At 64.3% G+C, this 12,826-nt stretch carries 14 protein-coding genes; 3 read left to right on the forward strand and 11 right to left on the reverse strand.

Features of this window, described 5'->3' with window-relative positions:
- Nucleotide 1 precedes the first annotated feature (1 nt).
- From AC1RRT_RS03370 to AC1RRT_RS03380, 3 genes are read right to left on the reverse strand one after another with little or no spacing between them, the layout of a single operon-like run.
- Entirely contained in the window at nt 2–337 is a 336-nt protein-coding gene (locus AC1RRT_RS03370; RefSeq protein ID WP_493012293.1) for a DMT family transporter, read from the reverse strand.
- Nucleotides 334–1,335 (reverse strand): glycosyltransferase family 2 protein, encoded by a 1,002-nt coding sequence (locus AC1RRT_RS03375; protein ID WP_493012294.1) that lies wholly within the window; start codon nt 1,333–1,335, stop codon nt 334–336. Before AC1RRT_RS03375 ends, AC1RRT_RS03370 begins: the two co-directional genes overlap by 4 nt.
- Complete coding sequence (locus tag AC1RRT_RS03380) at nt 1,332–2,081, reverse strand: class I SAM-dependent methyltransferase (protein ID WP_493012295.1); 750 nt, start codon at nt 2,079–2,081, stop codon at nt 1,332–1,334. Before AC1RRT_RS03380 ends, AC1RRT_RS03375 begins: the two co-directional genes overlap by 4 nt.
- A gap of 95 nt (nt 2,082–2,176) precedes the next feature.
- On the opposite strand from AC1RRT_RS03380, the gene AC1RRT_RS03385 reads away from it, so the two are divergent.
- The gene (locus tag AC1RRT_RS03385) at nt 2,177–3,766 is read left to right on the forward strand and encodes a hypothetical protein (protein WP_493012296.1); all 1,590 of its coding nucleotides are present in this window, start codon (nt 2,177–2,179) and stop codon (nt 3,764–3,766) included.
- Between the two features lie 18 nt (nt 3,767–3,784).
- Here the strand turns inward: AC1RRT_RS03385 and AC1RRT_RS03390 are convergent, their stop codons facing one another.
- Genes AC1RRT_RS03390 through AC1RRT_RS03420 form a run of 7 tightly spaced genes read right to left on the reverse strand, consistent with a single transcriptional unit; the run spans nt 3,785 to nt 9,757 of the window.
- Nucleotides 3,785–4,141, reverse strand: a complete 357-nt coding sequence (locus AC1RRT_RS03390) for a HesB/IscA family protein (RefSeq protein WP_493012297.1) — start codon at nt 4,139–4,141, stop codon at nt 3,785–3,787.
- A 6-nt stretch (nt 4,142–4,147) separates the two neighbouring features.
- Nucleotides 4,148–4,492 carry an SUF system Fe-S cluster assembly protein gene (locus tag AC1RRT_RS03395; RefSeq protein ID WP_493012298.1) on the reverse strand — a complete coding sequence of 115 codons (345 nt, stop codon included), beginning with the start codon at nt 4,490–4,492 and terminating at the stop codon, nt 4,148–4,150.
- Nucleotides 4,492–5,742, reverse strand: a complete 1,251-nt coding sequence (locus AC1RRT_RS03400) for a SufS family cysteine desulfurase (RefSeq protein ID WP_493012299.1) — start codon at nt 5,740–5,742, stop codon at nt 4,492–4,494. Before AC1RRT_RS03400 ends, AC1RRT_RS03395 begins: the two co-directional genes overlap by 1 nt.
- A complete protein-coding gene (gene sufD, locus AC1RRT_RS03405; protein WP_493012300.1) occupies nt 5,739–7,037 on the reverse strand; it encodes a Fe-S cluster assembly protein SufD in 1,299 nt (432 codons plus the stop codon). The genes AC1RRT_RS03400 and sufD overlap by 4 nt, the downstream gene beginning before the upstream one ends.
- A gap of 7 nt (nt 7,038–7,044) precedes the next feature.
- Nucleotides 7,045–7,794, reverse strand: coding sequence for a Fe-S cluster assembly ATPase SufC (gene sufC / locus AC1RRT_RS03410; protein ID WP_493012301.1), 750 nt, complete (start codon nt 7,792–7,794; stop codon nt 7,045–7,047).
- A 17-nt stretch (nt 7,795–7,811) separates the two neighbouring features.
- Nucleotides 7,812–9,272, reverse strand: a complete 1,461-nt coding sequence (sufB, locus tag AC1RRT_RS03415) for a Fe-S cluster assembly protein SufB (protein ID WP_493012302.1) — start codon at nt 9,270–9,272, stop codon at nt 7,812–7,814.
- 20 nt (nt 9,273–9,292) lie between these two features.
- Nucleotides 9,293–9,757, reverse strand: a complete 465-nt coding sequence (locus AC1RRT_RS03420) for an SUF system Fe-S cluster assembly regulator (RefSeq protein WP_493012303.1) — start codon at nt 9,755–9,757, stop codon at nt 9,293–9,295.
- A gap of 233 nt (nt 9,758–9,990) precedes the next feature.
- On the opposite strand from AC1RRT_RS03420, the gene AC1RRT_RS03425 reads away from it, so the two are divergent.
- Both AC1RRT_RS03425 and AC1RRT_RS03430 read left to right on the forward strand, forming a co-directional pair.
- Nucleotides 9,991–11,610 carry a tetratricopeptide repeat protein gene (locus AC1RRT_RS03425; RefSeq protein ID WP_493012304.1) on the forward strand — a complete coding sequence of 540 codons (1,620 nt, stop codon included), beginning with the start codon at nt 9,991–9,993 and terminating at the stop codon, nt 11,608–11,610.
- A 7-nt stretch (nt 11,611–11,617) separates the two neighbouring features.
- Nucleotides 11,618–12,115: a flavin reductase family protein gene (locus AC1RRT_RS03430; protein WP_493012305.1), complete on the forward strand. Its 498-nt coding sequence runs from the start codon at nt 11,618–11,620 to the stop codon at nt 12,113–12,115.
- Here AC1RRT_RS03430 and AC1RRT_RS03435 read toward each other — a convergent pair.
- Complete coding sequence (locus AC1RRT_RS03435) at nt 12,112–12,816, reverse strand: hypothetical protein (protein WP_493012306.1); 705 nt, start codon at nt 12,814–12,816, stop codon at nt 12,112–12,114. The two genes, AC1RRT_RS03430 and AC1RRT_RS03435, sit on opposite strands and share 4 nt — an antisense overlap.
- Between the last annotated feature and the right edge of the window lie 10 nt (nt 12,817–12,826).

A 12,826-nucleotide genomic window follows, 5' to 3' on the forward strand; every position in this document is an offset into this window, starting at 1 on the left:
TTTACGCAGAGCGCGTGATCAGGACGACACCGGCGCAGACCAGCGCGATACCCAGCACCTTCGGCATGGTCAGCGCTTCGTCGTAGAGCCAGAAGGCCAGCAGCGCGACCAGCACGTAGGATAGCGCCACGCTCGGGAAGGCGATCGAGACCGGGATTTTGCGCAACGCGTACATGTAGCAGAGCGCGGCGGCGAAATAGAGGCCGAGGCCGATGATCGACTGCGGCGCCAGGAACTGCTGCAGTAGCGTTTCGCCCGAGGCGCCGGATTTCAGCAGCATCTGCCCGGCAACGCCAAGCAGGACGCCGATGGCGAGCGCCACATAGAACCAGATCATGCCGCGTCTCCACCCTTGATCGCCCGCTCATTGCGCTCGACATCGCGCACCACGAATTGCGGCTTGCGGTTCACGGTGAGGAACAGGCGGCCGAGATACTCGCCCACCAGACCCAGCATGATCAGTTGCACGCCCGCCAGCAGCAGGATCGCAGCCATCACCGAGGCATAGCCCTGCGGCGTGCGGCCGCCCAGCGCTTCGATCAGGATGAACAGGAAGACCAGCAGGCCAAGACCGGCCATGACGAAACCGGTCAGCGTGCCGATGCGCAGCGGCATCACCGAGAAATTCAGGAACATCGACATGAACAGCCGCACCAGGCGACGGATCGTGTAGTTGCTGCGACCTTCGGCGCGGGCCAGATGCTGCACCTGCAGGCGGCCGATATTCTGCGTCACCTGCATGATCAGGCCGTCCACATAAGGGAACGGCCCGGTATGGATCAGGATCTGCCGGGCAACGAAGGCGTTCATGCAGCGGAAGCTGGACAGATACAGGCCCTTGGGCTTGTCGAGGAGGTGGTCGGCGCACCAGTTGGTGAAGCGGCTGCCGAGGTTGCGCCAGGCGGCATGCTGCTTGTCGGCATAGTAGGTGTAGACGACGTCGTATTTGTTATCTCTGGCATACTGCCACAGCCGCACCACTTCCTCGGGCGGGTTCTGCAGGTCGTCATCCATGTTGATGATGTATTCACCGCGGGCATGGCTCAGACCGGCCATCACGGCATTATGCTCGCCGAAATTGCGGGCGAGGTTCACCACGGTCAGCGCCACGGCATTCTTGCGGCAAAGTTCGCGGCAGACCTCCAGCGAATTGTCCGGGCTGCTGTCATTGACCAGCACGATCTCGTGGCCACCGGGAACCGTCAGCTTCGACAGTGCCTCGACCAGCGTCGGCACGCTGGTGGCGCCGTTGTAGACCGGCACCACGATCGACAGCGCGAAGGCCGGCACGGTCGCCCGTTCCGTCGCGATCTGCGTTTCCTGCACCAGACTCATGCTTTCCTTGCCTCCACCCATACCGAGCCGCCGAAGGGCAGCCGCAGGCCGGCCCGGGCCAGCCATCGTTCGCATACCGTCACGGCGAAGAACAGCTTTTCCTGCCAGGCCGGAAAGGGCCGCACGTCACTGCCGCCGCCCTGCGCGGACCGGGCGGTCAGCCGATGCAGCAGCATTAGCGGAAACAGCAGGCTGTTCCAATAGCCGCTCCGCACCGGGGCGAAGCCGCCCGCCGCCAGCAGCGCCCGCGCCTGCCGCGCTGTGTAGCGCCGGGCATTATGGACATGGACGTCATGGGCCGAAGCCATCCACTGATAGGCCGGCAGGTTGAGCAGCAGCAGGCCGCCGGGCTTCAGGCAGCGCCGGATCTCGGCCAGGGCCTCCCTCTCGTTCACCCCGGCATGGCAGAGCACATCGGCGCTGACCACGGCATCGAAGCTGGCATCGGCATAGGGCATGGCATTGATCGAGCCGGTGGCGATCTCCAGCCCGGTCTTGTCCCGGGCCAGGCCAGCGGCCTCGGCATCGTATTCCAGGCCGGTCAGATGCCAGCCGGCGTCCCTGGCCGTGTTCATCCCGGATAAACGGGCCAGGAAGCCGCCGGTGCCGCAGCCGGCATCCAGCAGCCGCGCGCCGGCCGGCAGCTTGGCCGCAACCAGACGGTCAGTCAGGCCGGCATGCAGGGCGCGATACCACCACATGGTCGCTTCCAGCACCGCCATCCGGTGGTATTCAACCCGCTCCATGCACCTTACCGGTTTTCCATTTGATTTCGTTGTAAGTGAATGGTTTACCAAGTCCGGCCTAGGCTCCGCCAGTCCGGATTGCTGATCTTGCCCCCATGAACGAAACCGCCCCCACACCCGACGCCCTGGAACGCCAGGGCCTGGACTGGCCGCGCCTGCTGCACGCCCTGGTGCTGGCGGTCTGCGCGATCTGGATCGCCGGCTATTTCCTGCCGCCGATCAACCACGACACCGCCGTGCTGCTGTATATCTCGCGCAGCTGGCTGGAGGGCGCCAAGCTCTATGTCGACGCCATCGACATCAACACGCCATTGGTCTTCGTGCTGCATCTGCTGCCCGAGGCGATCTCCAAGCTGACCGGCATCCCGGGCACCACCATGCTGGTCGCCCTGCTGGGGCTGGGCATCGGCGCCTCCTTCATGACCTGCCGCTGGGTGCTGAATGCCAGCCTCGACCCGGCGCATGCCACGGCCGATGCGCTGCTGCCACTGCTGCTGCTGTTCCTGCTGATCGTCTATCCCAACAACATGTTCGCGCAACGCGAACACATCATGCTGATCCTCACCATGCCCTATCTGCTGATCGCCAGCGGACGGGCCGACGAGGAAGAATTGAGCCGGACGCTGAAGATCGTCACCGGCGTGCTGGCCGGCCTGGGCTTCGCCATGAAGCCGTATTTCCTGGGCATCCCGCTGTTCGTCGAACTCTATATCGTCAGCCAGCTGGGCCTGAAGCGCAGCCTGCATGACCCCGCGCCCTGGGCCGTGCTGGCGGTTTGCGTGGCCCATGCGCTGTTCTCGGTGATCGTCACGCCGGAATACTTCACCATCGCCCTGCCGCTGGCGCGCGCTTTCTACAGCGAAGTCAGCCAGTGGAGCATGCTGGACCTGATGCTGGGCGCCGAACTGGGGCCGCCCACCGCCATCCTGCCGCTGTTAGGCATCGCCGCCTTCCTGGCCGTGCGCTCGCATATGGCGCGGGTGATTTTCCTCGCTGGCGTCGGCGGCCTGGTCTCGGGCTACGCGCAGGGCAAGGGCTGGCCCTATCACGCCCTGCCCGCCCAGGCCTTCACCCTGCTGCTGGCCGGCGTCATCATTGCCTATGTGATGGACCACGTGGTCTGGCCCAAGCGCGGCGACGCCCGCCCGGCCAAGCTGTTCGCAGCCGCCCTGATGCTGCTGATCTTCTATCAGGAATGCCTGCATAGCCGGCCGTTCTTCAAGCAGCTGGAATACCGCGATTCAGACCTGCGCCGCCTGATGCATGTGGTGAAACAGGAAAAGCGCAATAATAGCATCCTGGTGCTGTCGCCCGGCATCTATCCGCATTTCCCGATGCTGAATTACCTGAAGCTGCACATGACCATGCGTTTCGAGAGCATGTGGCTGCTGCAGGGCGCGTATGCCGACTGCCATGAGCTGGCGCCGCTGTACAACCCGCCCGAGGCGATGACCGCCGCCGAAAGCTTCGTCTTCCGCACGGTGGCCGACGACTTCTACAAGAAGAAGCCCTCACTGCTGATCGTCGACAATGTCGCCGGCATTCCGCGCTGCCAGGGCGATACCTTCAGTTATCTGGATTATTTCTCGCGCAATCCGCTGTTCGCCAAGCGGTTCGAGGATTACGAAAAGGCGCTGGATTTCGAGCGGTATTCGATCTACCGCCGCCGTGAGGGCCTCAAGTAAGGCCCTGCTGCACCGGCTTCAGTCGACGTGGAAGCTTTCGCCACAGCCGCAACGGCCCTTTTCGTTGGGATTGCGGAACACGAAGCCGGACTGCAGCTTGTCTTCCTCCCAGTCGATCTCGGTGCCGAAGATATACATCTGCGCCTTGGCCTCGATCAGGACGGTGACGCCCTTGTCCTCGACCACTTCGTCGAACTTCTCTTTTTCGGTGGCGTACTGGATATCGTAGGACAGACCCGAGCAGCCCTTGGTCTTCACCGCGATGCGCAGGCCGATCACCGGTTTGTCCGACTTGGCGATCAGCGCGCGCACGCGCTCGGCCGCCGCATCGGTCAGCGTCACAGGTTTGAATGCCGTCGTGGCGGTCATGGCCATCGTTCCTTACAACACGCCCAATTCAAGCCGGGCCGCCTCGGACATATGCTCCGGGCTCCACGGCGGGTCCCAAACCACATCGATCGTCACTTCGCCGACGCCATCGATGGACCGGGTCTTCTGTTCCACTTCCGCCGGCATCGACTGCGCCGCCGGGCAGTTGGGTGAGGTGAGCGTCATGTCGATCTGGACATCCCGCGCCTCGTTGACCTCAACCTTGTATATAAGGCCCAATTCGTAAATGTTAACCGGGATTTCCGGGTCGAACACGGTCTTGATCGCCTCCACCACCTGCTCGCGCAGGTCGTCCGGGGCCGGAACCGTCTTCTTTTCTGCCTTGGGCGCAGACATCAGCCGAAAATCTCCCTCACCCGCTGCAGGCCGGCGCACAGCGCATCCACCTCGGCCCGCGTATTGTACATCCCGAACGATACCCGGACCGTGGCCTGGACCCCAAAACGATCCATCACCGGATGGGCGCAATGCTGGCCCACCCGCACCGCGATACCCTCGCGGTCCAAGATAGTGCCGATATCGTGGGGGTGAATATCCCCCAGCACGAAAGAGATCACGCCGGCCTTGTCCTTGGCCGTGCCGATGATGCGCAGTGAATTGACCGCCGACAGCTTCTGGGTGGCATAGGTCAGCAGGTCATGCTCATGGGTGACGATGGCATCCAGCCCGATGCTCTCGACATACTCGATGGCCGCGCCCAGACCCACGGCTTCCACGAAGGCCGGGGTGCCGGCTTCGAAGCGATGCGGGATGTCGTTGTATTCCGTCTTGTCGAAGCTGACCGACAGGATCATGTCGCCGCCGCCCTGCCAGGGCGGCATGCTTTCCAGCACCTCAGCCTTGCCGTAGAGCACGCCGATGCCGGTCGGGCCATATAGCTTGTGCCCGGTGAAGACATAGAAATCGACATCCAGCGCCTTCACGTCGACGCGCATATGCTGCACGGCTTGGCTGCCGTCGATCAGCACCTTGGCGCCCTTCGCATGGGCGACGCGCACGATCTCTTCAACCGGCAGAATCGTGCCCAGCGTGTTGGAGACATGGGCGACGGAAACCAGCTTGGTCCTGGGGCCGATCAGCTTGACGAACTCGTCCCAGATCAGCGCGCCGGTATCGTCAATGGGGGCCACCTTGAGCACGACGCCATAGCGCTCGCGCAGGATCTGCCAGGGCACGATATTAGCGTGATGCTCCAGATGCGTGACCAGCACCTCATCGCCCGGCTGCAGGAATTTGAAGCCCCAGCTATGGGCGACCAGGTTGATCGCCTCGGTGGCATTGCGGGTGAAGACGATCTCGCGACTGTCCGGCGTGCCGATGTAGCGCGCGATGATCTCGCGTGACTTTTCGTATTCGTCGGTGGCCTGCTGGCTCAGCGCATAGATGCCGCGGTGCACATTGGCATAGACACGTTCATACATGCGGGTCATCGCATCGATCACCACGCGTGGCTTCTGCGCGCTGGCGCCGCTGTCGAGGAAGACCAGCGGCTTGCCGTGGACCTTCTCCGACAGGATCGGGAAATCAGCGCGCACGCGCGCGACATCGAAGCCAGTATTGGCCTTTTCCTTGGGAAGCGCGCTCATAACGCCACACCTTCGGCGAGCCAGGCCTCTACGAAAGCCTCGACATGGTCGCGCAGCGCACCTTCCGGCACATGCTCGACCACTTCATAGGCAAAGCCGCTGAGCAGCAGGCGGCGGGCTTCGCCGGCACTGATGCCACGGGCCTGCATGTAGAACAGCTGCTGCGCATCCACGTCGCCGATCGAGGCGCCATGGCTGCATTTCACGTCATCGGCCAGGATTTCGAGTTCCGGCTTGGTGTCGATCTGGGCGCGGTCGGCCAGCAGCAGCGTGCGGGTCAACTGCTGGGCGTCGGTCTTCTGCGCATGCGGGGCAACACGGATCAGGCCCTGGAACACCGCATGGCCCTGGTCATCGACCACATGCTTGAACAGCTGGTTGCTGCGGCAGTCTGGCGTCGCGTGATGCAGGCGCAGGGTGTGATCCAGATGGGCCGTGCCACGCGCCAGCACCAGACCCTGCACGTCGATCTCGGCGTTGCGGCCAGTATAGTCGATATGCAGTTCGTGCCGTGCCATCGCGCCGCCGGCCTGCACCGAGACATGGACGTAGCGCGCATCGTCGGCCACGGTCACGCGGCCAAGGGCGGCATGATAGGCCGTCGGCGCCTCGCCCTGCAGGCGGACATGGGTGAGCTGCGCGCCGGCGCCGATATCCAGCGCGGCGAAAATGTTGTTCCAGCCAGCACCCGCCAGGCCGCCGTCGCGATAGCTCTCGACCAGCGTGGCTTTGGCATTGCGGCCGAGCCGGACAAGGTGGCGCAGGTTGACCAGGGCGGGGGCACCGAAGGCGACGAGTTCCACCGGCTTGTCCAGCACGACATCGTCAGCCAGCAGCAGCACTGCGCCATCGCTGGCCAGTGCCGCATTGAGTTCGCTCAACGACACCGCGCGGTCGGCGCCGGCAGCCGCCAGCACATCGGGCAGAACATCGGCGGCCTGACTGAGCGGCAGCAGTGTCACGCCCTTGGGCAGGCCTGCAAGCTTGGAAACCGTGGCATCGAAGCGACCGTTGACGAAAACGAGGCGATAGCTGTCAGCCAGTGCAGCATCGGCAAGCCGTGCCGCATCGACGCTGCCGTCATTTGCCGGCAGCGCCCAGGTCTGACGCTCCAGTGCATTCAGGCCGGTGAACTTCCAGGATTCCAGTTTTTGATTTGGCAGGCCGAGCGTGCGGAAGGCATCCAGCGCGGCCTGACGGCGCGCCGCCACCGCCGGTGTCTTTGCGCCCGGCAGGCTGCCCACAGCGGCCGCATAGGCGCTGCTGAGATGATCGATGAGGGGCATGGCTGCCATGCTGTCCTCAGGCCGCTGCCGCGACGATATCGGCATAACCCTTGGCTTCCAGCTCGAGCGCCAGTTCCTTGCCGCCGGTCTTGATGATGCGGCCGCCGGCCAGCACATGCACGATGTCGGGCACGATATAGTCCAGCAGGCGCTGGTAATGCGTGATCACCAGCGCGGCGCGCTCCGGGCTGCGCAGCGCATTCACGCCCTCGGCCACGATCTTCAGCGCGTCGATATCCAGGCCCGAATCCGTCTCATCCAGAATCGCGATGCTGGGTTCCAGCATCAGCATCTGGAACACCTCGTTGCGTTTCTTCTCGCCGCCCGAGAAGCCGACATTGACCGGACGCGAGAGGAATTTCTCATCCATCTGCAGCTGCTTCATCTTTGCCTTGGCGGCCTTCAGGAAATTCATGGCATCCAGATCGGCCAGACCGCGATGCTTGCGCACGGCGTTGACGGCCGATTTCAGGAAAGTGGCATTGGCGACGCCCGGAATCTCGACCGGATACTGGAAGGCCAGGAACAGGCCTTCGCGGGCGCGCTCTTCCGGCTCCATGCTGAGCAGGCTCTGGCCATTCAGCAGGATGTCGCCATCGGTGACCTCATAGCCGTCGCGGCCGGCGATCACATAGGACAGCGTCGACTTGCCGGATCCGTTCGGGCCCATGATGGCATGCACCTCGCCCGGTTTGATCACCAGGTTGATGCCGCGCAGGATGTCTTTGCCGTCGACTTTGGCGTGGAGGTTCTTGATCTCAAGCATGGGGCAATCCTTAAACCTTAACCGACCGAGCCTTCGAGGCTGACGCCCAGCAGCTTCTGGGCCTCGACCGCGAATTCCATCGGCAGCTTCTGCAGCACTTCCTTGCAGAAGCCGTTCACGATGGTGGATACGGCGTCTTCTTCCGACAGGCCGCGCTGGCGGCAGTAAAACAGTTGGTCATCCGAAATGCGCGAGGTGGTGGCTTCATGCTCCACCTTGGCCGATCGGTTCTTCACTTCGATATAGGGCACGGTATGGCCGCCACAGCGGTCGCCGATGAGCAGGCTGTCGCACTGCGAATAGTTGCGCGCGCCGGTGGCGCCCGGCATCACGCGCACCAAGCCGCGATAGGTGTTCTGCGCCTTGCCGGCCGAGATGCCCTTCGAGATGATCGTGGACTTGGTGTTCTTGCCCATGTGGATCATCTTGGTGCCGGTATCGGCCTGCTGGGCATTGTTGGCCACCGCCACAGAATAGAACTCGCCCACGCTGTCGTCGCCCTGCAGGATCACGGAGGGATACTTCCAGGTGATCGCCGAACCGGTTTCCACCTGGGTCCAGCTGATCTTGGAGCGCGCGCCGCGGCAGGCGCCACGCTTGGTGACGAAATTGTAGATGCCGCCCTTGCCGTTCTTGTCGCCCGGATACCAGTTCTGCACCGTGGCGTAGCGGATCTCGGCGTCTTCCATGCAAACCAGCTCGACCACGGCGGCATGCAATTGGTTTTCATCGCGCATCGGCGCGGTGCAGCCTTCCAGATACGAGACGTAGGCGCCCTTGTCGCAGATCAGCAAGGTGCGTTCGAACTGGCCGGTCTTGGCCTCGTTGATGCGGAAATAGGTGGAAAGCTCCATCGGGCAGCGCACGCCCGGCGGCACATAGACAAACGAGCCGTCCGAGAAGACGGCGGAATTCAGCGTGGCATAAAAGTTGTCGGTCACCGGCACGACCGAGCCGAGATATTTCTGCACCAGCTCGGGATACTCACGCACGGCTTCTGACATCGAGCAGAAGATGATGCCCATGTCCTTCAGCTTGCCCTTGAAGGTGGTGGCCACCGAGACGCTGTCAAAGACGGCGTCCACCGCCACGCCAGCAAGGATCTCACGCTCTTTCAGCGGAATGCCCAACTTCTCGTAGGTCGCCAGCAGTTCGGGATCGACCTCGTCCAGGCTCTTCAGCGTCTTTTTCTTCGGCGCGGAATAGTAATGGATGTCCTGGAAGTCGATTTCGGGATAGCTGACCTTGGCCCAGGTCGGCTCGCCCTTCTCCTTGGCCATGCGCAGCCAGGCGCGATAGGCACGCAGACGCCATTCCAGCATCCATTCCGGCTCTTCCTTCTTGGCCGAGATGAAGCGGACGGTGTCCTCGCTCAGACCCTTGGGCAGCAGCTCGGATTCGATGTCGGTGACGAAGCCATATTTATAGTCGCCGGCCAGGCCTTCGACGGTCTCGATGGTTTGTGCATTGGCAGCCATGGGGCGTGGCTCCGGACTCTTTAAGCGTTGGGCGCCGGCGCGGCGGCGCGCGGCGGCAGGGGAGTGAGGAAATCGTAGGAGGGCCGCGCCAGCTCGGCCAGCGTCACGCCTTCCAGCGCACTGCGGATGGCCGTGTTGATGCGGTTGATGCCGCGACGCGAGACGCAGAGGTTCTCGCGGTCGCAGGCGCTGGGCTGGTGGTGGTCGGAGCACTGGGTCAGCGCGATCGGGCCATCCAGCGCCGTCACGATGGCGGCCACCGAGACCTGCTCGGGTGCCGCCGCCAGGCGATAGCCGCCATGGGCGCCGCGATGCGAGGTCAGCAAGCCGTTCTTGCCCAGCTTGGCCATGATCTTGGCCACCGTCGGACCCGGCAGGCCAGTGGCGGCCGCCGCGTCCGAGGCGTTATGCACGCCCTCGGGTTCAGCGGCGATATGGGCCATGACCATGACGCCGTAATCGGCCAGGCGGCTCAGGCGCAACATGTTGCAAATCCTTCGCAATTAGCAATCCGGACTGCTTCGGTCCGGTTCGACGGCGGCAAATAAGACCAATCCGGTCTGGATTGCAAGATGATTTCGGGGATCAGGAAGTCAAGACAAGGATTAAAGGGGATTTTAAGGGGTCCCGGGGCAATGGTTAATGTTCAGAGTGGCGGAGGACGGGCGTGAACCGGAAAGAGCGGCGGGCACAGGACAAGGGCGGGACGCGGACACCCGTGGCCGGGACCGGCGCCGAGGCCTTGAACGAGCAGGCGATCCGGCTGTTTGGCGGCGGCCGCGTCGCCGAGGCGATCCCACTGCTGCGGCAGGCCGTGGCGCTGGCGCCGGGCAACGCCGCCTATCACAACAATCTGGGCGAGATGCTGCGGCTCTCGGGCGATGCCCATGGCGCCATGGTGTCGCTCGACGGGGCACTGGCGCTCAATCCGCGCTACCCCGAAGCACATAGCAATCGCGGCAACCTGCTGCGCCAGCTCGGCCGCGCCGCCGACGCCGCCAAGGCCTACGAGGCCGCGCTGGCAATCAAACCCGATTTCACCGATGCCTTGAGCAACCTTGCCACCGCGCGCATGGACCTGCGTGATTTCCACGGCGCGATCGAAGCCTTGCGCCGCGCCATCGCATTGAACCCGGCGCAGGGGCTGTATCAGAAGAATCTGGGCCTGGCGCTGCTGGAGATCGGCGACGAGGCTGGAGCCGAGGCCGCGCTGCGCGCCAGCGAACAGGCCGCCATCCGCTCGCCGGCGCTGGGCGTCGACATCATGGTCGCACGCGGCGATCTGGCGCGGCAGGCCGGCAACCTGGACAACGCGCTGCGCCTGTATGAAAAGGCCTGGCAGATGCAGCCGGGTCATGTGCAAGCGCATATGCGCTACGGCACGGCATTAATGATCAAGGGCGACTATGCCGCGGCCTGGCCGCATTTCGGCGCACGCTGGAACATGAAGGGACTGGAGGTCGACCGTCGTCCCTTCACCGTGCCGTTCTGGAAAGGCGAAGCCTTGCCGGCGAACAGCAAACTGCTGCTGTTCACCGAGCAGGGCGTGGGCGAAACACTGGTGCTGCTCAGCCTGATGCCGGAACTGGCGGCGCGCGGCATCACGCCGGTGATCGAATGCGATCCACGCATGATCCCGATCCTGCAGCGCAGTTTCCCCGACCTCGAAATCCATGCTCGCACCAACCCGCCGCATCCGCGCCTGCTGCAGGCCGACCTAGCCATGCAGGCGACGCTGTTCGACATCGCCGCCGTCCTGCGCCGCATCCCAGCCGACTGCACCGGCGCGCTGCCGCTGAAAGCCGATGCCGCGCGTGCCGCCGCTTTGCGCGCGCAGTACCAGCAGGGCGATGCGCGCCCGCTGATCGGTATTGCCTGGCATAGCGGCAACCCGCAGCTCGGCGCGCCCAAATCGGCGGTGCTGACCGACCTCAGCCCCCTGCTCACTCTGCCCGGCTACCGCTTCGTCGACCTGCAATACGGCAACCGCGCCGATGACCGCGCGGCGCTGAAGGCCGCCCATGGTGTCGAATTGCTGTACGATCCGGCCATCGACCAGTTGAAGGATCTCGACGCTTTTGCGGCCCAGGTCGCGGCGATGGACATGGTGATCTCGACCAGCAACACCACGGCACATATGGCGGCCGCCCTGGGCAAGCCGACCTGGCTGCTGCTGCACAAGGGCATTTCGCCGCATTGGTACTGGACCCTGGACGGCAACACGACGCCCTGGTACCCCACGGCCAGACTTTGGCGGCAGACAGCCGTCAACGACTGGCACGGGCTGGCGGAAAATGTGGCCTCCGAATTGCCCCGGACGCTGCCCTCCGCTACATGAATAGGCGATGACCGACATGCTCGATACCGCCTTCCGCAACGCCATGCGCCGGCTGGCCGCCACCGTCACCGTGATCTCCACCACGGCTGATGACGGCTCGCGGCACGGCATGACCGCCACCGCGGTCACCTCGGTCTCGGCCAGCCCGCCGGCGGTGCTGGCCTGCGTCAATCGTTCGGCGGCGCTGCATGCCCAGCTTGGGCTGGGTCACAAATTCTGCATCAACCTGCTGCATTGCAGCCAGCAGCGGCTGTCGGAAGTTTTCGCCGGGGCGATGGAAGGCGAGATCCGCTTCACCGAGGGCGACTGGCAGAATGACGGCGACGGCGTGCCGTTCCTGGTCGATGCGCAGGCGAACATCTTCTGCGAGGTGGAAGCGATGCATGCCTATGGCAGTCATTCGATCTGCATCGGGCGTGTGCTGGGCGCCAACTGCCGCGTCGACGTGGCGCCGCTGGTCTACCAGGACGGCACCTACATGTGCACGGGGCCGCTCGGACCTTAAGAGTAAGCCGCCACCGTCTTGATCAGGCGGCGGAACTCGCTCACCACCTTGCGCTCGACATGCTCGTTCAGCGCCACGACGCTTTTCAGGCGGCGCGGCCGCAGCGGCACCACGGGCGCCGTCATCACCGGGCGCGGCGATTGCGGACGCGGCGGCACCGGAATGCGCGGCCGCGCGGGCAGCGGCGTGATCTTGGCGGGCTGTGATGCCTGCTTCAGGCCGGCGCTCTGGCTGAGCGGCGCCAGCTTCAGCTTCGGATGTTCCTTGAAGCCGGCCGAGGCGAAGACGGTGATGCGCGAGACGCCGGCATCGTCTTCCTCGATCAGCAGCAGCGTCGGATAGCGCGCCGCCAGCAGGGCAAAGGTCTCATCGGCGAGGAAAGACGGCTCCGGGATGGCGCACCAGCGCTGCTGCGCCTCGAAGCCGAGCGGACGGCCATGGGCGCGATAGAGCCGCGCGAGGCTGTCGGCAAATGGCGCATCCTTGTGGAAGACCAGCACGACCTGACGATGCAGATCGGCCGGGCTGTGCCGACGGCAGACCAGCAATGCCAGCTCGTCGGCCTGCGCACCGAGCGCGGCGGCGGCGCCAAAGAATCCCAGCACCGTGCCAGCCGCACGGACATCCTGCGACAGGAAACCGAGGCGGTCGGCATGGCGGATGGTGCCGATGGGAGAAAAGAAGCGCGGCTGCAGGCTCATGGGTCGATCT

This window comes from Ferrovibrio sp. GW821-FHT12B10 (genome assembly GCF_058807515.1).

What these genes read in the sequence shown, in the direction of transcription:
- AC1RRT_RS03385 (WP_493012296.1), top strand. Translation starts at nt 2,177, where the DNA reads ATGAACGAAACCGCCCCCACACCCGACGCCCTGGAACGCCAGGGCCTG.
- AC1RRT_RS03370 (WP_493012293.1), bottom strand. Translation starts at nt 337, where the DNA reads ATGATCTGGTTCTATGTGGCGCTCGCCATCGGCGTCCTGCTTGGCGTT.
- sufB (WP_493012302.1), bottom strand. Translation starts at nt 9,272, where the DNA reads ATGGCTGCCAATGCACAAACCATCGAGACCGTCGAAGGCCTGGCCGGC.
- AC1RRT_RS03430 (WP_493012305.1), top strand. Translation starts at nt 11,618, where the DNA reads ATGACCGACATGCTCGATACCGCCTTCCGCAACGCCATGCGCCGGCTG.
- AC1RRT_RS03395 (WP_493012298.1), bottom strand. Translation starts at nt 4,492, where the DNA reads ATGTCTGCGCCCAAGGCAGAAAAGAAGACGGTTCCGGCCCCGGACGAC.
- AC1RRT_RS03400 (WP_493012299.1), bottom strand. Translation starts at nt 5,742, where the DNA reads ATGAGCGCGCTTCCCAAGGAAAAGGCCAATACTGGCTTCGATGTCGCG.
- AC1RRT_RS03380 (WP_493012295.1), bottom strand. Translation starts at nt 2,081, where the DNA reads ATGGAGCGGGTTGAATACCACCGGATGGCGGTGCTGGAAGCGACCATG.
- AC1RRT_RS03420 (WP_493012303.1), bottom strand. Translation starts at nt 9,757, where the DNA reads ATGTTGCGCCTGAGCCGCCTGGCCGATTACGGCGTCATGGTCATGGCC.
- AC1RRT_RS03390 (WP_493012297.1), bottom strand. Translation starts at nt 4,141, where the DNA reads ATGGCCATGACCGCCACGACGGCATTCAAACCTGTGACGCTGACCGAT.
- AC1RRT_RS03375 (WP_493012294.1), bottom strand. Translation starts at nt 1,335, where the DNA reads ATGAGTCTGGTGCAGGAAACGCAGATCGCGACGGAACGGGCGACCGTG.
- sufD (WP_493012300.1), bottom strand. Translation starts at nt 7,037, where the DNA reads ATGGCAGCCATGCCCCTCATCGATCATCTCAGCAGCGCCTATGCGGCC.
- AC1RRT_RS03435 (WP_493012306.1), bottom strand. Translation starts at nt 12,816, where the DNA reads ATGAGCCTGCAGCCGCGCTTCTTTTCTCCCATCGGCACCATCCGCCAT.
- sufC (WP_493012301.1), bottom strand. Translation starts at nt 7,794, where the DNA reads ATGCTTGAGATCAAGAACCTCCACGCCAAAGTCGACGGCAAAGACATC.